Consider the following 21,975-nt stretch of genomic DNA (forward strand, 5'->3'; position numbering starts at 1 on the left):
CTCCGCCAGGTGATCGTCGGGAGACCTGGCTGAGGGTGATGGTGGGGCGGGAGCCTGTGGGCCGGTGCGAAATCCATTCGCGCCGGCCCACAGGTGCTTCTGCGTTAGGCTCCCGACATGCGACTACGGGGAGCCTTCACAGTCGGAGTGGCCGGTGCGATGTTCTTGGCCGGATGCTCGTCGACGAGCGAACCCGATTCGCCGCCGGTCGATGCGAGCGCTCTCGCGGCTTCGGTCACCGAGGGCGGTGTGGTGGGGCATCTGGAGCAACTGCAGACGATCGCCGGGAACAACGACGGCAACCGCGCGGCCGGCACTTCCGGCTACGACGCCAGCGTCGACTACGTCGCACAGGTGCTGGAAGACAAGGGCTTCGACGTCGAGACACCGGAATTCGAGTTCCACAAGTTCGACGTGCGGACGGAGGCGCTCAGGTCCGGCGACCGTGACTTCGAGGTGCGTGCACTGTCGTATTCACCGTCCACCGGTCCGGAGGGGATCACCGCCCGCCTGGTGCCCGCCCCCAAGGACGAGAGTCCGGGATGCGAGGTCACCGATTACGACGGCCTCGACGTGACCGGGGCGATCGTCCTCGTCAACCGCGGGGTGTGCCCGTTCGCGGCCAAGCAGCAGTTCGCGTCGGAGCGCGGCGCCGTGGGCGTGATCGTCGTCAACAACGAGGACGGACCGATGAGCGGCGGAACCCTCGGCGACCCGGACGTGGGAAAGGTGCCCACGGGCGGAGTGAGCAAGGCGGACGGTGCCGCACTCGAGCAGGCCGGGGGTGATGTCATCCTCACGCTCGATACCACCACCGAGTCGAGCACTGCTCGCAACGTCATCGCCCAGACGAAGACCGGTTCGGCCGAGGACGTCGTGATGGTCGGCGCCCACCTGGACAGCGTCCCGGACGGTCCCGGCATCAACGACAACGGCACCGGCGTCGCCGCGACCCTCGAAACGGCCGTGCAACTCGGCGGTTCGCCCGACGTCGACAACGCGGTGCGCTTCGCGTTCTGGGGCGCCGAGGAATTGGGTCTGCTCGGTTCGGAGGCCTATGTGAACAGCCTCAGCGAGGACCAGCGGAACGACATCGCGCTGTACCTGAACTTCGACATGCTCGGTTCCGAGAACGCCGGCTACCTGGCGTACGACGGCGACAACTCCGACAACGTCGGCGAGGGGCCCGGACCCGAGGGTTCCGCGGGCATCGAGCGCACGTTCACCGAGTTCCTCCAGGGCAACGGTGTCGCCGCGGACGGCACGGACTTCGACGGCCGATCCGACTACGGTCCGTTCATCGAGCACGGCATCCCCTCGGGCGGCGTGTTCAGCGGCGCCGACGAGACGAAGACCCCGGAGCAGGCGCAGAAGTGGGGCGGCACCCCGGGTGTGGTGTACGACGAGAACTACCACAGCGCGACCGACACCCTCGAGAACGTGAACCGGGCCGCGCTCGCCAAGAATGCCGCCGCGGTCGCGTACGCCGTCGGGGTGTACGCGGAGTCCCTCGCCGGGCCGAACGGTGTCCCCACCGGCGCGGATCGGGAGAAGGCGCGGGCCGCGGAGTGATGTCCGATTCGTCACGCGTTTGTGCATGTGACGCTGGGTTACCCTTACTCTCGTGAGCGACGACCCGGCCGAAGAGAACAGTGCCGAACTCGACGCTGCGCAGACACCGAAACGAGGCGACAAGGTTCTGGGCTGGGTGGGATCGGTGAACCGGCAGCCGCAGCTGATCGAAGGGCTGCGGAGGGTTCGTCGCGCGCTGCCCGGTGATCCCGCGTTCGGCGACCCACTGTCGACAGCGGGACCGGGGAGCGCACGGGCCATCGCCCGCGTAGCCGATCGCTTCCTCGACCATCAGCCGGGGGCGTCCCGCGAGATGAGCCTCGGCGCGCTGCAGGTGTGGCAGGCCCTGCTCGAGCGCACCGGACGCGGTCGGGGAACGCGCGAGGTGACCATCGTGTTCACCGACCTGGTCGGGTTCTCGAGTTGGTCGCTGCCGGCCGGCGACAGCGCCACCCTGGTCCTGCTGCGTGACGTTGCCCGAGCGGTCGAGACCCCCATCGTCGACCGGGGCGGGCACGTGGTGAAACGACTCGGGGATGGGGTGATGGCCGTCTTCCCCAGCCCGGATCGCGCGATCGACGCCGTCTTCGCCGCACAGGAAGCGCTCGCGGAGGTGGAGGTGGACGGCTACCGCCCCCGCATGCGCGTCGGCATCCACACCGGCGTGCCCCGGCAGATCGGCAGCGACTGGCTCGGCGTGGACGTGACGATCGCGGCGCGCATGATGGAACTGGGCGGCGACGGCAACGTGATGGCGTCGTCCGCCACGCTGTCGAGTCTGCAGCCGGGCACCCTCGACGAACTGGGTGTCGGTGTCAAACCGTGGCGACGCGCCTTCTTCGCCCCCGCACCCAGCGGGGTGCCCTCCGACCTCGGTATCTGGCGGTTGCGGCTCCGCCGCCCGTGAGTACTTGTTAACCGCCGGACGTTAACAAGTACTCACGAGTGACGGAGTCGCCACAGGGGGGAGACGGGGCCGTGACCGGCGCCCAGGTCATACGACGCCTCCAGGCACTTGGTGACCCATTCCTTGCCGAACGCCACCGCGTCGGGCACGGACCACCCGTGGGCGAGAGCGCTCGCGATGGCGGCCGCGAGGGTGTCGCCGCCGCCGTGGTCGTTGCCGGTGTCGATGCGGGGACTGCTGAACTCGAGGAACGTGTCGCCGTCGAACAGCAGATCGGTGCTCGACGCCGACGTCCGGAGATGCCCGCCCTTCACGATCGACCACTGCGCCCCGAGCGCGTGCAGCGCCTCGGCGGCCCGGCGCGCGGTCGCGTCGTCCACCACCTCGATGCCGGTGATCAACCGGATCTCGTCGAGGTTCGGCGTGACCACGGTGGCGATCGGGATCAGCGTGTTCCGCACGGCGTCCAGTGCCTCGGCGTGCAGGAGCGGATCTCCGTGCATCGACGCGCACACCGGGTCGACGACCAGCGGGACCGGTTGGTCGCGGCCGATCCCGACCTCGGTGCACACGGCGGCGACGGCCTCGATGATGGCCGTCGACGCCAGCATGCCCGTCTTCGCTGCCCCGACCCCGATGTCGTCGACGACGCACCGCACCTGTGCGGCCACGGTCTCCGGCGGAATCTCGTGGAAACCGCTGACGCCCACCGAGTTCTGCACCGTCACCGCGGCGACCGCGACGCATGCGTGGACGCCGCACAGCGCCATCGTCCGCGAGTCGGCCTGGATCCCGGCGCCACCGCCGGAATCGGTGCCGGCGATGGTGAGGACACGGACGGGGGTCTGGCCGTCGGGGGTCAGGGGCAGCAGCTTCACGAAGGGGACCTTACCGATTCTCTGAGGTGACGGATTCGACGGGCAGATACACGCGGCCACCTGCGTCGACGAACTCGCTCGACTTCTCGGCCATGCCTGCCTCGATGGCTTCGACCGAATCGAGTCCGTGTCGCTGCGCGTACTCGCGGACGTCGGCGGAGATCCGCATCGAACAGAACTTCGGACCGCACATCGAGCAGAAGTGGGCCGTCTTCGCCGGCTCGGCGGGCAGCGTCTCGTCGTGGAACTCCCGGGCGGTATCCGGGTCGAGGGACAGCGCGAACTGATCGTGCCAGCGGAATTCGAACCGCGCCTTCGACAGTGCGTCGTCCCGCTCCTGCGCCCGTGGATGCTGCTTCGCGAGGTCCGCGGCGTGCGCCGCGATCTTGTACGTGATGACCCCGGTCTTGACGTCGTCCCGATTCGGCAGTCCCAGGTGTTCCTTGGGGGTCACGTAGCAGAGCATCGCGGTGCCTGCCTGCGCGATCATCGCCGCGCCGATCGCGGACGTGATGTGGTCGTACGCCGGCGCGATGTCGGTGGCGAGCGGCCCGAGGGTGTAGAACGGCGCCTCCTCGCACAGCTCCTCCTCGAGGCGCACATTCTCGACGATCTTGTGCATCGGCACGTGCCCGGGGCCTTCGATCATCACCTGCACCCCATGGGATTTCGCGATCTTCGTGAGCTCTCCGAGGGTGCGGAGTTCCGCGAACTGGGCCTCGTCGTTGGCGTCCGCGATGGAGCCGGGACGCAGACCGTCACCGAGCGAAAACGTGACGTCGTAGCGGTGGAGGATCTCACACAGTTCGTCGAAGTGGGTGTACAGGAACGATTCCCGGTGATGGGCCAGGCACCAGGCCGCCATGATCGACCCACCGCGGGAGACGATGCCGGTGACGCGGCGCGCGGTCAGCGGGATGTAGCGGAGCAGCACACCGGCGTGGACCGTCATGTAGTCGACGCCCTGCTCGCACTGTTCGATCACGGTGTCGCGGTAGATTTCCCACGTGAGCGCGGTCGGGTCGCCGCCGACCTTCTCGAGTGCCTGATAGATCGGCACGGTTCCCACAGGCACGGGCGAATTGCGAAGGATCCATTCCCGAGTCTCGTGGATGTTCTTGCCGGTCGACAGGTCCATGATGGTGTCTGCGCCCCACCGCGTCGCCCACACCATCTTCTCGACCTCTTCCGCGATCGACGAACTGACCGCGCTGTTGCCGATGTTCGCGTTGATCTTGACCGCGAACGCCTTGCCGATGATCATCGGCTCGAGTTCGGGATGGCAGCGGTTGGCCGGGATCACGGCGCGTCCCGCCGCGACCTCGGTGCGCACCGTCTCGGGTGAAACACCCTCGCGCGCAGCGCAATACTGCATCTCGGGGGTGACGGCGCCGGCGCGGGCGGCGTCGAGTTGGGTGCCGTCCCGATCGGCGATCCACGGCGCGCGCAGATGCGGCAGTCCCGCTTCCAGGTCGATCGTGGCGTCCGTGTCGGTGTACGGGCCCGACGTGTCGTACACGTCGAGGTGCTCACCGTTGGTGAGGTGTACGCGCCGGACCGGCACCCGGACGTCGTCACCCGACGGCAGGTACTGCTTGGTGCTGCCCTGGATCGGTCCCGTGGTGACGGACGTGGCTGTAGATACGTTTGTGCTCATCGATGATGCTCCCTACGCCGGCATTACCCGGACAGGTTCGACGGTCGACGGCCCTAGCCGTCCTCTCAGCCCGCTGGTGCGAGCCCCCGTGGATGTGTAGTTGTCCCGCAAACTGTAACCGAGATCTCTGAAAGTAAACATTCGGGTGAAACTTGGACAGCGGTTCCCGGCATCGGTATAAAGGGTGATGAACATCACATTTCGATTACGACACATACCCCCAGGAGATAGCCATGCTGACGGACGCGCAGGTTGTGGACGTGATCGACAACGCCGATCAGAACCGATTCGAGCTACGCCTGAGTGGTGACCTGGTCGGCATCCTCGGATATTTCGACCTCGCGGACACGCCGCCCGGCGCCGGTGCCGGCGTGGGAGTGGTGGCAGCCCGGCCGCCGGGTCCGAAGAGTCGGGGGCGGCAGGCGCCGGTGGTCTCGTTCATGCACACGGTGATCGTGGAGGACTTCGGCCACCGCGGACTCGCCGCCCTCATGGTGGGGCGCTCCCTCGACCTCGCCCGCGGGTACGGCTGGAAGGTCCGGCCCGTGTGCACGTACGTGCAGCGCTTCGTGTCGGCACACCCCGAGTACCGCGACCTCGTCGTCCAGGTGGAGGGCTGACGACGGTCGGGGCACGAATCGAGTACTCGTCGGCAACGAAACGGTTCCGGGGGCGGCGATTCCGCGCGCGGGGATGTCGCCTTACTGATTCGATGAGTGGCATGGATCACATTTCGAACAGTTCCGAGTCGTCGGGGAACATCACGGCCGCTGATGCTCGCGTGCTCGACAATCCTGCCCACGAACGATTCGATCTGTGGCTGGGGGACGAGTTGGTCGGCATCCTCGGCTATCGGGACGAGGACGACATCCCCGGATTCACAGCGAAGCCGGGTGAGGTGGTCGCGTTCATGCACACGGTCGTCAAGGAAGAGTTCGGTGGGCGAGGGCTGGCCGCGGTCCTCGTGGGCGAGGCGCTCGGCTCGGCGCGTCGGCGTGGTTGGAAAGTCCGTCCCATCTGCACGTATGTCCGGCACTACCTGGCACTGAATCCGGAGCATCTCGACGTTCTGGTCGCCGAGTAGCCTCGGCCGCCGTGGCGATCGGTGTGCTGCGGTCTCAGTCGCCGAGGTCGACGATGACCGGCGCATGATCGCTGGCGCCCTTGCCTTTGCGTTCGTTGCGGTCGATCTCAGCCTTGTCGACGCGGCCGGCGAGGGCGGGCGACCCCAGCACGAAGTCGATGCGCATTCCCTGCTTCTTCGGGAACCGCAACTGGGTGTAATCCCAGTAGGTGTAGACACCGGGACCGGGGGTGTGCGGCCGGACGACGTCGGCGAATCCGGATTCGACGAATGCCTGGAAGGCCTCACGCTCGGGGGCCGACGTGTGCGTCTTGCCCTCGAACAGCGCCGGATCCCAGACGTCCTCGTCGGTGGGGGCCACGTTCCAGTCGCCGACCAGCGCGATCTGCGAATCCGGGTTCCGCTCCAGCCACCCGACCGCGTCGGTGTGCAACTTCGCCAGCCAGTCGAGTTTGTACGTGTAGTGCGGATCGGTCAGCTCACGGCCGTTGGGGACGTACAGGCTCCAGATGCGGACGCCGTTGCACGTGGCGCCGATGGCACGGGCTTCCTGCGCGGGCGCGACCTCCGGGTCCTTGTGGAAACCGGGCTGATCCTCGAATCCGATCTGCACGTCGTCGAGACCCACACGGGACGCGATCGCGACCCCGTTCCACTGGCTGAGGCCCACGTGCGCGACCTCGTAGCCCAGTTCGCGGAAACGCTCGTACGGGAACTGCTCGTCCTTGCACTTGGTTTCCTGCATCGCCAGCACGTCGACGTCGGACCGCTGGAGCCAGTCCAGGATCCTGTCGGTACGGGCACGAACAGAGTTCACGTTCCAGGTTGCGATGCGCACGGCAGCCACCCTAGCGGCACTCTCCGACAGGTCGTCAGCCGACAGGTTCGGTGGCGTAGCGGTACCGGTGGTGCGCCACGAAGCCGAGGTTGCGGTACATCGCCTGCGCACCCTCGTTCTCGACGGCGACCTGCAGACACGCGTGGGTCGCGCCGTGTTCGCGTCCCCAGTTGATCATGTCGCCGCAGACGAGGCTGCCGATTCCGTGGCGGCGGTGAGCCTCCGCCACCTCGACCGCGGTGAGCCCGACCCACCGGCGGTCGTCGGGCGCGGACGTGACGGATCCGCGGGCGACGGCGAGAAGTGACGAGTCGGCGGCGCCGATCCGGCCGAACCCGAGAGTGCCGCCGCGGACCGAGTCCAGCACGTCGACCGCGAAGTCGGGGAGCGCGGACCCGCGGTAGCGGTAGAGGGCGAGCCAGTCCGGGTCGGGGTGATCGGTGACGGTGGTGGTCCGTGGGCCCTCGGGCAGCGACAGGTTGTCGATGTCGGCCGCCATCACAACCACTTCGTCGCTGACGTTCCAGCCCAGCGGTACCTCACCCAGCCGGTCGGGGATCAGCAACCGCAGCGGGCGGTCGCGGTCGGCGTACCACTCGCGTAGACGGTCGAGCGTGCCGCCGGGGGAGGCGTCGTCCAGGCTTCCGACCCACCCTCGGTCGCCGAGCGGTGCCGCCGAGTTGGCACGTCCGGTGAAGCCGTGACCGTAGCGGGCGAGCCACCCGTCGATCCACGCGTGCTCGACACCCGGCCAGCCGTCGGCGGAGGCCAGTTCGAGGGACCGGATCTCGCTCGCGCGCACCGGTCGCGCGGGGACGGCCTTCAGCGCGACCACCCGCTCCGGCTCCACCTCGACGACGGAGCCGTCCGCGGCGCGGACGACCACCGCCGGTTCGACGCTCTCCAGCACCCCGATGACGTCGGTCATCGGATGGCTGTGGCCGGGCGGCAGCTGATATCGCAGCACCACCCGGCTTCCGAGCGGAATGTCAGTCGTCATGCCCGAACGGGTCTTCGACCGTTCCCGGCACCCAGCTGAGACCGGGAACGCCCCAGCCGGCGCGTTTGATGGTCTTCTTGGCGGCGCGCGCGTTGCGGCCGACCAGCATGTCGACGTAGAGGAAGCCGTCGAGGTGACCGACCTCGTGCTGCAGCATGCGTGCGAAGAAGCCGTTTCCCTCGATCTCGACGGCGGTGCCCTCGGCGTCGGTGCCGGTGACCTTCGCCCACTCGGCCCGTCCGGTGGGGAACTGCTCACCCGGTACCGACAGGCAGCCCTCGACGTCGTCGTCCGGATCCGGCATGGTCTCGGGTCGTTCCGACGTTTCGAGAACCGGGTTGACGACGCAACCCCGGCGGCGGAGCGCCGTGCCGTTCCCGTCGACGTCCGGGCAGTCGTAGACGAACAACCGCAGCGGCAGGCCGACCTGGTTGGCGGCGAGCCCGACGCCGTTGGCGGCGTCCATCGTGTCGTACATGTCGGCGATGATCTCAGCGAGTTCCGCAGGTGACTGGGACACTGCCTCGGTCGGTTCGTGCAATACCGGGTCGCCCACGATCCGGATGGGGAGGATGGCCATGGTCGTCAAGGATAGTGCGGCGCGTCCGAGCCGTTCGCACTGCCCGCGGCGTTCGCCATGGTTGAATAGTCGCTGAAGTACAGCGGTGTAATTCGTTGCTCGGTCGGCCACGCGATCGAGGAGCCGGGGGAACGTGGTTTCGCTGAGGTCGAGCGAGAGCTAGTAGTCGAGGAGTGAGATGGACGGCGCAACAGCGCGTAGTCGGAACCAGTCCGAGCGCACCGACGGCGACAACTCGGCAGGGGTCAAGGACGTCGGCGACGACGGCCTCTCGCGTCGGGAGCACGACATCCTGTCCTTCGAGCGCCAATGGTGGAAGTACGCCGGCGCGAAGGAAGAAGCGATCAAAGAACTGTTCGACATGTCCGCCACCAGGTACTACCAGGTTCTCAACGCGCTGGTGGACCGGCCGGAGGCACTCGCAGCCGACCCGATGCTCGTGAAGCGGCTGCGACGGCTGCGCGCGAGTAGGCAGAAGGCCCGCGCCGCGCGTCGCCTCGGGTTCGACGTCACGTAGCACCCGGTCGCTAAGGTCGACATCGTGAGTACTCCGAAACCCGAATCGTCCGGCCCGCCGTTACGTGCCCTCGCGATGGTGCTGATCGCCCTCGCGATTCTGTTCGCGGGTCTCGGGTTCGCCTCGCTCGGGGGTTCGGACTCGGAGGAGACCGCAGCCACCGTCACGACTACGGCGGCCGCCACGACCACCGCTGCCGCGCGCTCGACGACAGCAGCCGGAGCGGCGGGCGCCACCTCGACGTCCGCGGCGAGCACCACGTCCGGTGCCTCGAGTACTTCGAAGTCCGCCGATGCGGCGTCGGTCCCGGTGCGGGTGCTCAACAACAGCAACGTCACCGGTCTCGCGAGCCAGACGGCCACCGAACTGATGTCCTCGGGGTGGACGGTGTCGGAAACCGGCAACTACAGCGACGGCACCATCTCCGAAACCACTGTGTACTACGGGACTTCCGCCGCCGAGAAGGAAGCGGCCACGGAGATCGCCGCGCAGCTCGGGGTGTCGGCCCAGCCGCGGTTCCCGGGTATCGCGAATTCGTCTGCCGGTGTGATCGTCATCGTCACCTCCGCGCAGTAGACCGGACGGTCGGTGCACCGTCGACGCGGTTATGATCAGATGCACTTCTTCGCCACCTCAAAGGAGCGGTTTGATGGCCTCGAGTTCTTCCCGTCGGATGTCCTGGCGCATTGTCACCCCGGTGGTGGCCATTGCAGCACTCGGACTGACCGCCTGCAGTAACAACGAGGGGCCGACCGACGTTCCCGGCACCACGCCTCCCGTCTGGACCGGTGCCGCCGATCCCAGTGCCGCAGGTGTTCCCGGCGACGCCGAGAGCGGCTCGGGTGAGTCCGCGGAGAGTGGCGCGCTCAGCGCGACGCTGAAGAACGCGGAAGGCGAAGACGTGGGCACCGCCACGTTCAAACAGGCCGGCAGCCACGTCGAGATCACCGTTTCCGTCAAGGATCAGACGCCCGGATTCCACGGTTTCCACGTGCATTCCGTCGGTAAATGCGAGACGAACTCCGTTGCGCCGACCGGCGGTGCGCCTGGAAACTTCCTGTCCGCGGGCGGGCACTTCCAGGCCGAGGGCCACTCGGGGCACCCCGCGAGCGGCGATCTCACCTCGCTGCAGGTTCTGGCCGACGGCACGGCCGAGTTGGTCACCAGCACCGACGCGTTCACGGTCGAGGACCTGAAGAACGGCGACAGCGGCACCGCTGTCATGATCCACTCGGGTCCCGACAATTTCGCCAACATCCCCACCCGTTACGCACCCGCCCCCGATCAGGAAACCCTGAACACCGGGGACGCAGGTTCCCGGGTGGCTTGCGGTGTCATCGGCGCCAGCTGAGTCGCGTGACATCCCGGCTCCGGCCGGGATGTCGGTACGCTGCCGCGCACTGCGGCCTGTGGTTGGATCGAAGCCGTGGTAGTTCCTTTTCCCGGTTCGCCGCGGCCGACGCTGGGTGTCGAGTGGGAGATCGCGCTGGTCGACAGGGTCACGCGGGATCTCTCCAATACGGCCGCGGAGGTATTCGACGCGGTGGCGAATCTCGCCGGTCCCGAGGATCCGCGGATCACCAAGGAGTTGCTGCGCAACACTGTCGAACTCGTCACCGGTATCCACTCCACCGTCGGTGAGGCGATGGACGACCTCGGCGAGTCACTCGACCTGTTGCGGCGGGCGGCGAACCCGCTCGGCGTCGATCTGATCTGTGCGGGGACGCACCCGTTTGCGCAGTGGTCGACCCAATTGGTCACGCGCACACCGGATTACGACGAGCTGATCGAACGCACCCAGTGGTGGGGCCGTCAGATGCTCATCTGGGGTGTGCACGTCCACGTCGGTGTGTCCTCACCGCAGAAGGTGTTCCCGATCCTCAACGCGCTGCTGCAGCGGTACCCGCATCTGCTCGCGCTGTCCGCGTCCTCACCGATGTGGGCGGGCGTCAACACGGGGTACGCGAGCAATCGCGCGCTGATGTTCCAGCAACTCCCCACCGCGGGACTGCCGTACCAGTTCGCGAGCTGGGGGCAGTACGAGGATTTCATCAGCGACCAGATGAAGACCGGCGTGATTACCAAGATCGGCGGTATGCACTGGGACATCCGGCCGGCGCCACGGTGGGGCACCATCGAGGTTCGCGTCTTCGACGGCATCTCCACCCGCGCCGAACTCAGTTCCCTCGTCGCGCTCGTGCACTGCCTGATCGTCGACCTGGACCGGCGTTTCGAGGCGGGCGAGAACCTGCCCAACCTGCAGCCGTGGCACGTGAAGGAGAACAAGTGGCGGGCCGCGCGGTACGGGCTCGACGCCGAGATCATTCTCGACGAGGACAGCAACGAGCGGCTCGTCACCGACGACCTGAACGACCTGCTCGAGAAGCTGGCCCCGACCGCGGTGCGTCTGGGCTGCGCGGACGAATTGGCCGCGGTGGCCGAGATTCCCCGCCGGGGCGCGTCCTACCAGCGGCAACGTCAGGTCGCGGAGGCGACCGGCGGTGACCTGGTGGCCGTGGTCGATGCGCTGGTGAAGGAACTCGGGACCTGAATCACGGTCTCGGACAGGGCACTCGTCCACCTCCCGTTCACGTGTTGTTTACACTTGGCGAGTGTCGATCGACGATGTTGCCGTTATACGGCCGGGTGGGCCCGTCGATCGTTCCCGCATGTTCGTGGCCGGCGGGGCGCTGGGCGTCGCAATCCTGCTGGTGGTGGTCCAAGTGGTCGCGTCCACACAGGGATTCCAGGGCCCCCTCGAAAGCCTGTTCCACGACTACGTCCTGACCCCCAAGTCGGCGTCCGTCCCGTGGGCCGGCCTCGCGCTCGCAATGGTCGGGCTCACCAATCGCCAGCGCGTTCTCGCGCTCTCCGCCGCAGCCGGTATCGACGTCGTGGTCGCTGGGGTGCGTTACCTGTCCGGTGGCCCGCTGACCGTCGGAAACGGCGCGACCTGGGTACTCACGGCGGTGGGTGTGTACGCGGCGGTCCGCTGGACCGGCGACCAGCGGCACAGCGCCCTCAAGGGTGTCGCCCTCGGTGCGCTGCTGATACTCGCGACCAAGTTCGGCGACGCCTGGCTGCAGGTCACCATCATGGCCGGGCCGATGGTTCTCGACGAATACGCCCAACTGGCCGACCACGCGCTGGGCAGCCCGTCGTGGCACCTGGGGCAGTTCGTCGACGCCCTCGGTCCCGTCGGCTACGGCATCCTCCACTGGGTCTACATCGAACTGCCGGTCGCGGCCATCGCGGTGGCCGTCTACCAGCTGCGGAACGGCTGGCCGTCGCACTACCTGGTGCGCACGTTCCTGCTGATCGGTCTGATCGGTCCCGTGTTCTACGTGCTGTTCCCGGTGGTCGGACCGATCTTCGCGTTCGGCTCCGAAGGGCAGGGGTTCCAGGTCAGCGACTACTGGCCCAACCTTGTCCCGACACCCGACTTCGCGCCCGAACCGATGTCGTTCGATTCGGTGACGCCCCGCAACTGTATGCCGAGCATGCACACGGCGTGGGCCCTCGCCCTGTTCATCCACTCCCGGCAGGGCGCCTGGTGGCTGCGCCTCGGCGGCACGTTCTGGCTGGTGTGCACGCTGACGGCGACCCTCGGGTTCGGCTACCACTACGGCGTCGACCTGGTCGCCGGAGCCGTCCTGTGCCTGACCATCGAATCCGCGTTGCGCGACCCCGAACGGGGGTGGGGCTGGTTCCGGGTCCGCCTCGTCGGAGGCGGTGCGCTGGTGCTGGCCGGACTGCTGCTCAGCTACCGCTACCTCGCCGTGCCGATGGGCCGATTCCCCGAGGTGTCCGGACCGCTCGTCCTCGGTGCCCTCGCCGCGATGAGCCTCGGGTTCTACGCGACGTTCTTCGCCCGGCCCGAGACCGCACTCGCGCGGTGGGGCAGCGGCGCGAAGGCGGCGGTCACGGACGTTCTGGCGGCTCCAACTCGTTGATCATCAACAGCCCGTCCTGATCTCGCTGCTCCCGGTACGCCACCCGGCCGACACTGTGTGCGATGACCGGCGCGGTGAACAGGGTGAAGATGCCGACGAGGATCAGCATCCAGATGTCGACGTTGCCACGCAGTTCGAGGACGGCGCCCGCGAGAACCATGATGAGACCGACCACCTGCGGTTTGGTGGCGGCGTGCATGCGGCGCAGGGTGTCCGGGAATCGCACGATGGCGATGGCGGCCGTCAGTGCGAGCAGCGAGCCGCACAGCATGAGCGTGGCCCCGATGACGTTCAGAACGGTGGTCACGACTTGTCACTCACCCGGAACCGGGCCACCGACACCGAACCGATGAACCCCACCAACGACAGCGCGACGATGGCGGGCACGATCGTGGTGTCGCCGGTGTACGCGGCCCACACGGCGAGCCCGCACATCGCGAGCGCGATCAGGGTGTCCAGGGCGACGAGGCGGTCCAGCGAGTTGGGCCCGTCGAGAAGCCGGAACGTGGTCAGGACCCCGGCGACGACCAGGATGATCCCGGATATGACCGATACGACTGTCATGAGCTGCCCTCCTGAGTGGGGTCGTCGTAGTGCAGGTCGCGGTTGTGCCAGGGGCTCGGTTTCCAGTCGGAGTCGCGTTCGAACGCCTCGATGAACAACCGTTCCAACTGCGCGACCGTGCGGTAGAACTGGCTGACCGCCTTCTGCGAGCCCATGTCCAGTACGTGCACGTAGACGATCCGCCGAACCTGGTCGATCTCGAGGACCATGGTGCCCGGAATGAGGTTCAGGACGTCGATGCACAGGGTCAGGACGAGGTCCGACTTGATCCCCAGTTGGTACCGCAGGACCCCGGTGACGGGCGGCGGCCCGGGCCGGAGTGCGAGCCACGCGATCTGGAGGCTGGACTGGAGCGAGTAGTACACGAACATCACGGCCAGCCGGAGCAGCGGCAGGACGTGCACCCGGCCCTCCACGGGCACCCGCGGCAGCGGCATGAGCACCATGATGATCGCGCCGACGGCGAGCCCGCCGAGGATGTTGCCCCAGCTGACGTTGCCCCACAACAGGATCCACACCGCCATCAGCCACAGCAGCGCGCCGAACTGGAGAAGTCTCTCGCGTTTCATCGCGGTGCCTCCTGCGCTTCGCCGCCGGGGTGCCCGCCGAGGACGGCGTCGATGTAGATGGACCGGTTCTGCAGATCACTCGCCGCGCGATCGCTGATCTGGATGATCTGGCCGGCGAACACCGTCATCGCCAGCCCCACGCCGACGAGGGCGACGGTGGGGATGAGCATCATCGCGGGGATGCGGCCCACGTCGGCGCGGTCGTCGAACGCGATGTCGGCCTCGGATTCGTCGAGCAGCGCCGACGGGCTGACGTCCGCGAGGTCACCCTCGGGGGCGTCGGCGCGGGCGCGCCAGAACGCCTTGGTCCACACGCGTGCCATGACGTACAGCGTGAGGAGGCTGGTGAGGGTTCCGCCGGCGACGAGGATCCACGCCAGCGCGCTCGCGTCCGCCGAACCGGCCTGCAACAGCGCGACCTTGCCGATGAACCCGGAGAACGGGGGAATGCCACCGAGATTGAGGGCCGGGACGAGGAACACGATGGCCAGGACGGGGCTCGCCGCGGCGAGTCCGCCGAGGCGACGCAACGACGACGACCCGGCCTGGCGTTCGATCAGACCGACCACCAGGAACAGCGTGGTCTGCACCAGAATGTGGTGGGCCACGTAGTAGATGGCGCCCGAGAGCCCCGACTGGGTGGACAGCGCGATACCGAACACCATGTACCCGATGTGGCTGACCAGCGTGAAGGACAGCAGACGTTTGATGTCACTCTGCGCGATCGCACCGAGGATGCCGACGAGCATCGTCAGGAGGCCGCACACCATCAGCACGTTGTCGAGTTCGCCCTCCGGGAAGAGCAGCGTGTGTGCGCGGATGATCGCGTACACACCCACCTTGGTGAGCAGGCCGGCGAACACGGCGGTGACGGGTGCGGGCGCGGTGGGGTAGGAGTCGGGCAGCCACGTCGACAGCGGGAACACCGCCGCCTTGATGCCGAACGCCACGAGTAGCACACCGAAGATGGCGGTGCGCGTGCCGGACGGGATGCCGTCGAGGCGGGTGGCCATGTCGGCGAGGTTGAGGGTTCCGGTGGCCGCGTAGGCGAACGCGATGCCCGCCAGGAAGATCAGCGACGACACCATCGACACCATCACGTACGACACACCCGCACGGACACGGTCGGCGCTCGCACCGAGCGTCAGCAGCACGAAGCTGGCGGCGAGGAGCACCTCGAAACCGACGTACAGATTGAACAGGTCGCCCGCCAGGAACGCGTTCGAGATGCCCGCCGTCAGCGCCAGATACGTCGGCAGGAAGATCGAGACGGGCTGGTCCTCGCTGCCGTCGCGGATACCCTGACCCACGGCGTACGCCATGACGGCGAGCAGCACGATCGACGAGACCACCAGCATCATCGCGGACAGCCGGTCGACTACCAGCGTGATGCCGATCGGTGAATCCCAGCCACCCACCTGAATGGCCGTCGTCCCGTCGCGGTCGGCCAGGTACAGCAGCAGTCCCGACACGACGAGGACGCCGATCAACGCGACGAGCGTGATGATCCGCTGGGCCCGCGGACGCCGGCCGAGCACCAGCGTGGCCGCGGCGGCGAGCATCGGGACGAGGACGGGCAGCGGCGCGAGGGCCGTGATGATGTGCGGGGAAATGGTCACGACCTCTCCCCGATCCCGGCCTTGTCGGAGTCCTTGTCGGAGTCCTCGTCGTCGTCGAAGTCACCCTCGTGCAGGTCTTCGTAGCATTCGAGGTCTTCGAGGTTCTTCAGCTCTTCCAGGGGAATAGGGTTTCCGTCCTTGTCGAATGCGTCGCCGCTGAAACTCGGCTCGCCGGTGACCGGGTCGTCGGAACGGTCGCGGTCGGGGGCCTCGGCGGGCGACCGGCGCCGCAGGACCTTGGTGTCCTCGGGGTCGTTCTCGACGGCGTCCTGCGTGGTGATCTTGAACGACCGATACGCGAGCGCGAGCACGAAGCCGGCGATGCCCATCGTGATGACGATCGCGGTCAGAATCATCGCCTGCGCCAGCGGGTCGGCCATCGACTCGTGAATCGACTCACGGCCGACGATGGGCGGATTGCCGTCCGAACCGCCGGACGTGAGGATCAGCAGGTTGATGCCGTTGCCGAACAGCAACAACCCGAGCAGCATGCGGGTGATGCTGCGCTCGATGAGCAGGTAGACGCCGGTCGACACCAGGACGCCGATGATGACGAGAAATCCGATGTTCGCGCTCATCGCTGGTTCACCTCGATCTGTGCGTCGAGACGCGCCCCGAGACTGCGGAGCACGTCGAGTACGAGCCCGACCACGATGAGATACACACCCAGGTCGAAGAACAGGGCGGTGACCATCTTGACGTGGCCGACCAGCGGCAGCGTCACCTCGAACACCGCGGAGGAGAGCGCCGGTGCGCCGAAGAACAGCGACGCCAGCGCAGTGCCCGCGGCAAGTGTGAGTCCGAGGCCCAGGATCTTGCCCGCGTCGATCGGGACGGTTTCGCCGAGTTCGTACCGTCCACCCGCGAGGTACCGCAGGACCAGCGCGAGACCGGCCGTGAGGCCGCCGGCGAACCCGCCGCCGGGCGCGTTGTGACCGGCGAAGAAGAAGTAGACCGACAACACCATGATGGTCGGGAAGATCAGCCGGGTCGTCACCTCGAGGACCAGCGACCGGTGTTTCGGATCGATGAGGTCGCCGCCGAGCAGCCACGTGGTCTCGGAATGCGACGCCGACGAATCGGCCGTGACCGCGGGAGCGTCGGACACTCGGGGTGCGCTGCCGAAGCGGCGGTTGCGGAACACCAGGCTCGCGACACCCGTGGCCGCCACCAGCAGCACCGAGATCTCACCGAGCGTGTCCCAGGCACGGATGTCGACGAGCAGGACGTTGACGACGTTCTTGCCGTTGCCGAGGTAGTACGCCGCGTCGGGGAGTCGCTCGTAGATCGGCACCGAGTTCCGCGCATTGATGGCGTACGCGCCGATCGTGGTGATGGTGGCACCGACCGCGACCGCCAGCAGTGCCCGCGGAATCTTGAATCCGATCGCCCGGCGCTCGTCCACCTCGGCGGGCAGTTTCCGGAACACGAGAACGAAGATGACGAGCGTCAGCGTCTCCACCAGGAACTGGGTGAGCGCGAGGTCGGGGGCGCCGTGGAGGGCGAACAGCACACCGCAGCCGTAGCCGCTGAGACCGACGAGGATCACGCTGGCCAGACGGTTGCGCATCACGGTCGCGGCGAGCGCGGCCGCGACCATCATCAGCCCGATCACGAACTGCACCGGCGAATCCCACAACCGGACGTCGGCGCCCGTATTCGTCCCGACGACGAGCAGCACCAGCGGCACCACCACGAGGGTGCCGAGGATGGTGGCCTGCGTCAGCGGGAGCGAACCGCGCTGGGTGGCGCCGGTCAGCCGCATCGAGAGGGCGTCCATGCCGCGCAGCGTCGCGTCGTAGATGCGGTCGGCGTTGCCGAGCGGCGGATGCTCGAACCGCAAGCGATTGACCCACCGCTGCGCCACGAAGAGCGCGGTGCCGACGGCGAACACCAGCAGGGTGAGCAGCAGAGCGGTGTTCACGCCGTGCCACAGGGCGAGGTGATAGTCGGAGACGCCCTCGGCGGGCAGGGTGCGCGAGTACGGCGTCAGCAGCTTCTCGAGCTGCGGCGCCGCGAGTCCCGCCGCCAGGCTCAGTACCGAGAGAACGGCGGGCGCGGCGAGGAACAACGGTCCGGGTGCGTGCATGCCCTGCACGGCCGGGCTCGGCCGCGCGAGCCGCTTGCGACCGAAGGCGCCCCACATGAAGCGCACGCTGTAGGCGAGCGTCAGGATCGAACCAAACACCACGACGCCGACGGTGACGATCCGCGCCGGGTCGGCGAGGACGGTCGTGCTCAGCAGGGAGTCGAATGCGGCTTCCTTGCCGACGAACCCGAGGAACGGGGGAAGCCCGGCCATGCTCGCCGCGGCGAGCGCGGCGACGACCGTGAGCGTGGGGGCACGGTCACCGAGGTGCGCGAGTTTGCGGATGTCGCGGGTGCCCGTCGTGTGGTCGATGATGCCGACCACCATGAACAGCGCGGCCTTGAACATCGCGTGGGCGACGACCATCGTCATGCCGGCGAGCGCGGCGTCGCGGGTGCCGAGACCGACGAGCACCATCATGAAACCGAGCTGGCTGACGGTGCCGAACGCGAGCACCAGTTTGAGGTCGAAGGCGCGCATCGCCCGCCACCCGGCGAGGACCATCGTCAGCAGGCCGAGCGTGATGATCGTGAATCGCCAGGGCGCCGAGTCGGCGAAACCGGGCGACAGTCTGGCCACGAGATAGATGCCGGCTTTCACCATGGCCGCGGCGTGCAGATAGCCGCTGACCGGGGTCGGGGCGGCCATCGCTCCGGGCAGCCAGAAGTGCAGCGGGACGATCGCGGATTTCGACAGGGCACCGATGAGGACCAGCACGACGCCGACGCCGGCGAGCCAACCGCGCGGCGCGATTTCGATCAGTTCGGACAGGTTGTACGTGCCACTCACCTGGCCGAGGATGATGATGCCGACCAGCATGGCCAGACCACCCGCGGTGGTGACGAGCAGCGCCTGCGTCGCGGCCCGGCGACTCGACGCGCGTTCGGCGTAATGCCCGACCAGCAGGAACGACAGGACCGTCGTCAGTTCCCAGAACGTGTACAGCAGCAACATGTTGTCGCTGGCGACGAGGCCGAACATGGCCCCGGCGAATGCCACCATCTCGGCGGCGAAGATGCCGAGCCGGGGTTCGTCGTCGGTGAAGTAGCGCGCGCAGTAGACCAGGATCAGCGTGCCGATGCCCAGCACCAGCACCGACATGATCGCGGCGAGCGGATCGAACCAGAAGTCCAGGTCCATCGACAGGCCCGGAGCCCACACGATGGACACGGTCTGTTCCGTGCCCCAGTTAGCGATCACCCATCCGAGTGACGCCAGCGGGACGAGGGAGAGGGGGTAGAAACCGTTGCGGCCGAACTTGCGCACCACAAGCGGAGCCAGAACGGCGGCAACGGCATGGGCGAGCAGAACAGCAAGCAAAAGGCACTCCGTCGGGGGTCAGCGGGCGGCGGGGTGTCGGAACGAAACGAACCGAGTCGTGTAGACCGTTCGCTTAGCTAGCGAACTGGGCTACGGGGTACATCCTACTGGGTCGGTTATTCGGACTCACAATCGCGGCAAATCGGACTAATGGGGCGCATTGTGTTATGGGCGGCCGGCCGGACTGTTCTATCTTGTGACGGTGCCTGCCGAAATCCGAACCGCCGCGCTCGCCCACATCCGCGACCGGAAACTCCTCCAGACCCGATCGGTGGGGAAGACGGCCTTCTACATGGCCGGCGGAAAAATCGATCAGGGTGAGAACGCCGAACAGGCTCTGCACCGCGAGATCCGGGAGGAACTCGACGCCGGAATCGTCGACGGGACGCTCGAACATCTGGGGGTCTTCGAAGCGCCCGCGTACGGTCATCCCGCGGGCACCGACCTGCACATGACCTGCTTCCTCGCCGAACTGAGCGCCGAGCCGCGGCCGACCAGCGAGATCGCCGAACTGCGGTACTTCACCGTCGACGAATACGCGGCCATGCCCGACGTCGCGCCCGGCTCGATGCTCGTGTTCCGCCGGCTGCAGTCGCTCGGCCTCCTCGACTAGGTGTCGTCCGGGGTACTGCGCCGCTCGTGCACCGAGTAGATGCAGAACGCGACGACGAGCAGCATCACGAAGCCGACGAGATGGTCGGACGCGGCGGTCGAGGCAGGCGACGACGGCAGGTGTTCGGTGCTCGCGCCCGAGTAGACCACCCGGCTGCGGGGAACGGTGGTCGCCGCCACGAACACCAGCGACGCGAACGGCAACGCGAAACCGAGGACCGCGACGGGCGCCGACCCCGGCAGAGCGGCGGCGAGCGCGAAACCCGTGCCGCAACCCAGCACGGCCAGCCGGATCAGCAGTGCGACGCCGTCGTTGCCGAAGTCGGGCCAGGCGGCGGCGAGCAGCGGAACGACGGCGGCCAGGCCGAGCCCCCACTGCGGGCGCCGCCACTTCGGCGGGACCCGGACCGCCACCGCGATTCCCGCGGCAAGAGCGACGACGCCGACCGCCAGCAACGCCGCCGCGGGCGTCGTCACCCGCGGGGTCCGGAGGTCGTCGAGGACGAGAACGGCCGCGGCGGTGACACCGGTCGCGGCGAGGAGGAAGCGTCCGTCGATCCCCGGGAACCGGCGTGCGATCAGCACCGTGGCCGTCAGAATCACGGCGAGCGAGAACGCCACGATCAGCCAGACCGTCAGGGGTTCGCCGAATTCCTGATCGTCGATCCACGCCCCGAGCAACCGGTTGAGCAAGGCGAGAGCCAGGGCGCCGACCAGCGCGGTCAGCAGGGACTTCCGGTCGAGACGCTGCACCCGGAACTGCGAGCGCGCCACCACCGCCGACGCGAGCGCGAGCACGAGCACTCCGATCAGCAGCCACTGCGGGGGTTCGCCGATCGCGGAGGTGCTCATACTCGCGGGCTCGACATACGCGGTGTCGCCGCGCGGCAGTCGCTGCACACTCGCGAGGAGGAACGCGCTCGCGACACCGAGAGTCAGCGCCAGCTGCGAAACCCAGCGACCCCACACCGCGGCGACCGCCGCGCCCAGCAGGAACCCGGCAGTCGCGGTCTTGGCGAAATGCAGGGCGATCAGCGTGTCCACGCCGCCGGCATGCGGCACCACCCAGCGCGCGCCGATCAGGGCGAGCGCGCACGCAGCCGCCAGGATCCACGACACCCGCCGGGAGCCGGACCGCTGCAGACCCGCCACCGCGATGACGGCGAGAACGAGGGCCACCACCACACCCGTGGGCTGGCTGCTCAGCCAACGGTCGATCTCCCGATCGGAAGCGTTGATCGTCCAGGCCCGGTTGCGGGGATTGGTGAGGACGAAACCGGCCAGTGCACCGGACGCGAGAGCAGCCGCGGCCGACAGAGGTTCCCGGAAGTCCATTCGCTCACGGTACTCGAGCGGGTAGGAATGGAAATGGCGAACCCGGCGTTGGCACCGAAGGCGTGCCCGAGAACGACTCCGATCGAATACAACCGAGGCGAGGAGCCCACCTATGACGTCGATCAACGAGAAGGCCACCACCCTGCTGGGGCTGCACCAGCCCGGCAACCCCGTCATCCTGCCCACCGTGTGGGATGCCTGGTCCGCGAATCTGGCTGTGTCCGCTGGCTTTCAGGCGCTGACGGTCGGAAGCCACCCGGTATCCGACTCGATCGGCAAGCCCGACAACGAGGGGATCACGTTCGACGAGCTGCTGCACCGCATCTCGCAGATCACCGCAGCGGTGGAGTTGCCGCTGTCGGTCGACATCGAATCGGGATACGGGCTCGAACCCGCCCGGCTGATCGAGGGTCTGATCGGCGCGGGAGCGGTGGGGCTGAACATCGAGGACACGGTTCACAGCGAGGGCGGGCGTCTCCGCGAACCGCAGGAGCACGCCGACTTCGTCGGAGGGTTGCGGCAGGCGGCCGACGCTGCCGGGGTCCACGTGGTCGTGAATGCGCGCACCGACCTGTTCGTGAAGCAGGTGGGTGACGAGTCCGACCGTGTCGACCGCGCCATCGCGCGGCTGAAGCTCGCCGCCGAGGCCGGGGCCGATGTGCTGTACCCCGTGGGCCGTCACGACGACGCCACCCAGAAGCGGCTCACGTCGGAGCTGCCGCTGCCCGTCAACGCCATCGGTCTGCCCGATCAGGACGACCCGGCGAGCTTCGGCCCGCTCGGCGTCGCGCGGGTGAGCTTCGGCCCGTTCTTCCAGGCCGCCCTCGCCGCACACGCGGCCACGCTGCTCGGCCGCTGGTCCTGACCCGTGAGTACTTGTT

The 21,975-nt window shown here is 67.8% G+C and carries 23 protein-coding genes and 1 riboswitch; of the genes, 11 read left to right on the forward strand and 12 right to left on the reverse strand.

The genetic code is table 11. The annotated features are described in order from the left end of the window. The first annotated feature begins 117 nt into the window (after window positions 1-117). Complete coding sequence (locus ACFWAY_RS08935) at window positions 118-1,572, forward strand: M20/M25/M40 family metallo-hydrolase (protein WP_378451826.1); 1,455 nt, start codon at window positions 118-120, stop codon at window positions 1,570-1,572. 52 nt (window positions 1,573-1,624) lie between these two features. Further along, on the forward strand, window positions 1,625-2,479 hold the full coding sequence (locus tag ACFWAY_RS08940) for an adenylate/guanylate cyclase domain-containing protein (protein ID WP_378451827.1): 855 nt from the start codon (window positions 1,625-1,627) through the stop codon (window positions 2,477-2,479). Between the two features lie 32 nt (window positions 2,480-2,511). On the opposite strand, the gene thiD is transcribed toward ACFWAY_RS08940, so the two are convergent. Both thiD and thiC read right to left on the reverse strand, forming a co-directional pair. Next, a complete protein-coding gene (gene thiD, locus ACFWAY_RS08945; protein WP_037240610.1) occupies window positions 2,512-3,357 on the reverse strand; it encodes a bifunctional hydroxymethylpyrimidine kinase/phosphomethylpyrimidine kinase in 846 nt (281 codons plus the stop codon). Between the two features lie 10 nt (window positions 3,358-3,367). Next, the gene (gene thiC, locus ACFWAY_RS08950) at window positions 3,368-5,014 is read right to left on the reverse strand and encodes a phosphomethylpyrimidine synthase ThiC (RefSeq protein WP_378510475.1); all 1,647 of its coding nucleotides are present in this window, start codon (window positions 5,012-5,014) and stop codon (window positions 3,368-3,370) included. Beyond that, window positions 5,007-5,114: riboswitch (TPP riboswitch) on the reverse strand. It overlaps the preceding gene by 8 nt. 133 nt (window positions 5,115-5,247) lie before the next feature. On the opposite strand from thiC, the gene ACFWAY_RS08955 reads away from it, so the two are divergent. Both ACFWAY_RS08955 and ACFWAY_RS08960 read left to right on the forward strand, forming a co-directional pair. After that, a complete protein-coding gene (locus ACFWAY_RS08955; protein WP_378510476.1) occupies window positions 5,248-5,634 on the forward strand; it encodes a GNAT family N-acetyltransferase in 387 nt (128 codons plus the stop codon). 101 nt (window positions 5,635-5,735) lie between these two features. After that, window positions 5,736-6,098 (forward strand): GNAT family N-acetyltransferase, encoded by a 363-nt coding sequence (locus ACFWAY_RS08960; RefSeq protein ID WP_378451830.1) that lies wholly within the window; start codon window positions 5,736-5,738, stop codon window positions 6,096-6,098. A 34-nt stretch (window positions 6,099-6,132) separates the two neighbouring features. On the opposite strand, the gene ACFWAY_RS08965 is transcribed toward ACFWAY_RS08960, so the two are convergent. From ACFWAY_RS08965 to ACFWAY_RS08975, 3 genes are read right to left on the reverse strand one after another with little or no spacing between them, the layout of a single operon-like run. Beyond that, window positions 6,133-6,936 (reverse strand): exodeoxyribonuclease III, encoded by an 804-nt coding sequence (locus ACFWAY_RS08965; RefSeq protein WP_378451831.1) that lies wholly within the window; start codon window positions 6,934-6,936, stop codon window positions 6,133-6,135. Between the two features lie 34 nt (window positions 6,937-6,970). Then, window positions 6,971-7,936: a GNAT family N-acetyltransferase gene (locus ACFWAY_RS08970; RefSeq protein WP_378510477.1), complete on the reverse strand. Its 966-nt coding sequence runs from the start codon at window positions 7,934-7,936 to the stop codon at window positions 6,971-6,973. Continuing rightward, window positions 7,926-8,516 carry a peptide deformylase gene (locus ACFWAY_RS08975; RefSeq protein WP_378451833.1) on the reverse strand — a complete coding sequence of 197 codons (591 nt, stop codon included), beginning with the start codon at window positions 8,514-8,516 and terminating at the stop codon, window positions 7,926-7,928. The genes ACFWAY_RS08970 and ACFWAY_RS08975 overlap by 11 nt, the downstream gene beginning before the upstream one ends. A 178-nt stretch (window positions 8,517-8,694) precedes the next feature. On the opposite strand from ACFWAY_RS08975, the gene ACFWAY_RS08980 reads away from it, so the two are divergent. The 5 genes from ACFWAY_RS08980 (at window position 8,695) to ACFWAY_RS09000 (ending at window position 12,986) form a co-directional block, all read left to right on the forward strand. Next, window positions 8,695-9,033 carry a DUF3263 domain-containing protein gene (locus ACFWAY_RS08980; RefSeq protein WP_005251738.1) on the forward strand — a complete coding sequence of 113 codons (339 nt, stop codon included), beginning with the start codon at window positions 8,695-8,697 and terminating at the stop codon, window positions 9,031-9,033. A 24-nt stretch (window positions 9,034-9,057) separates the two neighbouring features. Then, entirely contained in the window at window positions 9,058-9,609 is a 552-nt protein-coding gene (locus ACFWAY_RS08985; protein WP_378451834.1) for a LytR C-terminal domain-containing protein, read from the forward strand. Between the two features lie 73 nt (window positions 9,610-9,682). Continuing rightward, window positions 9,683-10,384 carry a superoxide dismutase family protein gene (locus tag ACFWAY_RS08990; protein WP_378451835.1) on the forward strand — a complete coding sequence of 234 codons (702 nt, stop codon included), beginning with the start codon at window positions 9,683-9,685 and terminating at the stop codon, window positions 10,382-10,384. Between the two features lie 75 nt (window positions 10,385-10,459). Continuing rightward, window positions 10,460-11,584 (forward strand): glutamate--cysteine ligase, encoded by a 1,125-nt coding sequence (locus ACFWAY_RS08995; RefSeq protein ID WP_378510478.1) that lies wholly within the window; start codon window positions 10,460-10,462, stop codon window positions 11,582-11,584. Window positions 11,585-11,702: 118 nt separating this feature from the next. Further along, on the forward strand, window positions 11,703-12,986 hold the full coding sequence (locus tag ACFWAY_RS09000) for a DUF5933 domain-containing protein (RefSeq protein ID WP_378510479.1): 1,284 nt from the start codon (window positions 11,703-11,705) through the stop codon (window positions 12,984-12,986). Here ACFWAY_RS09000 and mnhG read toward each other — a convergent pair. Genes mnhG through ACFWAY_RS09030 form a run of 6 tightly spaced genes read right to left on the reverse strand, consistent with a single transcriptional unit; the run spans window position 12,955 to window position 19,147 of the window. Next, on the reverse strand, window positions 12,955-13,293 hold the full coding sequence (gene mnhG, locus ACFWAY_RS09005) for a monovalent cation/H(+) antiporter subunit G (protein ID WP_005264391.1): 339 nt from the start codon (window positions 13,291-13,293) through the stop codon (window positions 12,955-12,957). The two genes, ACFWAY_RS09000 and mnhG, sit on opposite strands and share 32 nt — an antisense overlap. Then, entirely contained in the window at window positions 13,290-13,550 is a 261-nt protein-coding gene (locus ACFWAY_RS09010; RefSeq protein WP_005251754.1) for a monovalent cation/H+ antiporter complex subunit F, read from the reverse strand. The genes mnhG and ACFWAY_RS09010 overlap by 4 nt, the downstream gene beginning before the upstream one ends. After that, entirely contained in the window at window positions 13,547-14,119 is a 573-nt protein-coding gene (locus tag ACFWAY_RS09015; protein WP_378510480.1) for a Na+/H+ antiporter subunit E, read from the reverse strand. Before ACFWAY_RS09015 ends, ACFWAY_RS09010 begins: the two co-directional genes overlap by 4 nt. Continuing rightward, complete coding sequence (locus tag ACFWAY_RS09020) at window positions 14,116-15,738, reverse strand: Na+/H+ antiporter subunit D (RefSeq protein WP_378451838.1); 1,623 nt, start codon at window positions 15,736-15,738, stop codon at window positions 14,116-14,118. Before ACFWAY_RS09020 ends, ACFWAY_RS09015 begins: the two co-directional genes overlap by 4 nt. Continuing rightward, window positions 15,735-16,316, reverse strand: a complete 582-nt coding sequence (locus ACFWAY_RS09025; protein ID WP_378451839.1) for a Na(+)/H(+) antiporter subunit C — start codon at window positions 16,314-16,316, stop codon at window positions 15,735-15,737. The genes ACFWAY_RS09020 and ACFWAY_RS09025 overlap by 4 nt, the downstream gene beginning before the upstream one ends. Further along, window positions 16,313-19,147, reverse strand: a complete 2,835-nt coding sequence (locus ACFWAY_RS09030) for a Na+/H+ antiporter subunit A (protein WP_378510481.1) — start codon at window positions 19,145-19,147, stop codon at window positions 16,313-16,315. Before ACFWAY_RS09030 ends, ACFWAY_RS09025 begins: the two co-directional genes overlap by 4 nt. A 196-nt stretch (window positions 19,148-19,343) precedes the next feature. Here ACFWAY_RS09030 and ACFWAY_RS09035 point away from each other — a divergent pair, with 196 nt between their 5' ends. Beyond that, complete coding sequence (locus ACFWAY_RS09035) at window positions 19,344-19,760, forward strand: NUDIX domain-containing protein (protein ID WP_378451841.1); 417 nt, start codon at window positions 19,344-19,346, stop codon at window positions 19,758-19,760. On the opposite strand, the gene ACFWAY_RS09040 is transcribed toward ACFWAY_RS09035, so the two are convergent. Next, a complete protein-coding gene (locus ACFWAY_RS09040; RefSeq protein WP_378510482.1) occupies window positions 19,757-21,094 on the reverse strand; it encodes a hypothetical protein in 1,338 nt (445 codons plus the stop codon). The two genes, ACFWAY_RS09035 and ACFWAY_RS09040, sit on opposite strands and share 4 nt — an antisense overlap. Before the next feature lie 112 nt (window positions 21,095-21,206). Between ACFWAY_RS09040 and ACFWAY_RS09045 the strand changes: the two genes are divergently transcribed. Continuing rightward, complete coding sequence (locus ACFWAY_RS09045) at window positions 21,207-21,959, forward strand: isocitrate lyase/phosphoenolpyruvate mutase family protein (protein ID WP_009474832.1); 753 nt, start codon at window positions 21,207-21,209, stop codon at window positions 21,957-21,959. The last annotated feature ends 16 nt before the right edge of the window (window positions 21,960-21,975 follow it).

It is taken from the genome of Rhodococcus sp. NPDC059968 (assembly GCF_042738615.1).
In the GTDB taxonomy this organism is placed as follows: domain Bacteria; phylum Actinomycetota; class Actinomycetes; order Mycobacteriales; family Mycobacteriaceae; genus Rhodococcus_F.

What these genes read in the sequence shown, in the direction of transcription:
- ACFWAY_RS08935 (WP_378451826.1), top strand. Translation starts at nt 118, where the DNA reads ATGCGACTACGGGGAGCCTTCACAGTCGGAGTGGCCGGTGCGATGTTC.
- thiC (WP_378510475.1), bottom strand. Translation starts at nt 5,014, where the DNA reads ATGAGCACAAACGTATCTACAGCCACGTCCGTCACCACGGGACCGATC.
- ACFWAY_RS08955 (WP_378510476.1), top strand. Translation starts at nt 5,248, where the DNA reads ATGCTGACGGACGCGCAGGTTGTGGACGTGATCGACAACGCCGATCAG.
- ACFWAY_RS08960 (WP_378451830.1), top strand. Translation starts at nt 5,736, where the DNA reads ATGGATCACATTTCGAACAGTTCCGAGTCGTCGGGGAACATCACGGCC.
- ACFWAY_RS08970 (WP_378510477.1), bottom strand. Translation starts at nt 7,936, where the DNA reads ATGACGACTGACATTCCGCTCGGAAGCCGGGTGGTGCTGCGATATCAG.
- ACFWAY_RS08975 (WP_378451833.1), bottom strand. Translation starts at nt 8,516, where the DNA reads ATGGCCATCCTCCCCATCCGGATCGTGGGCGACCCGGTATTGCACGAA.
- ACFWAY_RS08980 (WP_005251738.1), top strand. Translation starts at nt 8,695, where the DNA reads ATGGACGGCGCAACAGCGCGTAGTCGGAACCAGTCCGAGCGCACCGAC.
- ACFWAY_RS08990 (WP_378451835.1), top strand. Translation starts at nt 9,683, where the DNA reads ATGGCCTCGAGTTCTTCCCGTCGGATGTCCTGGCGCATTGTCACCCCG.
- ACFWAY_RS09000 (WP_378510479.1), top strand. Translation starts at nt 11,703, where the DNA reads ATGTTCGTGGCCGGCGGGGCGCTGGGCGTCGCAATCCTGCTGGTGGTG.
- ACFWAY_RS09010 (WP_005251754.1), bottom strand. Translation starts at nt 13,550, where the DNA reads ATGACAGTCGTATCGGTCATATCCGGGATCATCCTGGTCGTCGCCGGG.
- ACFWAY_RS09015 (WP_378510480.1), bottom strand. Translation starts at nt 14,119, where the DNA reads ATGAAACGCGAGAGACTTCTCCAGTTCGGCGCGCTGCTGTGGCTGATG.
- ACFWAY_RS09025 (WP_378451839.1), bottom strand. Translation starts at nt 16,316, where the DNA reads ATGAGCGCGAACATCGGATTTCTCGTCATCATCGGCGTCCTGGTGTCG.
- ACFWAY_RS09040 (WP_378510482.1), bottom strand. Translation starts at nt 21,094, where the DNA reads ATGGACTTCCGGGAACCTCTGTCGGCCGCGGCTGCTCTCGCGTCCGGT.
- ACFWAY_RS09045 (WP_009474832.1), top strand. Translation starts at nt 21,207, where the DNA reads ATGACGTCGATCAACGAGAAGGCCACCACCCTGCTGGGGCTGCACCAG.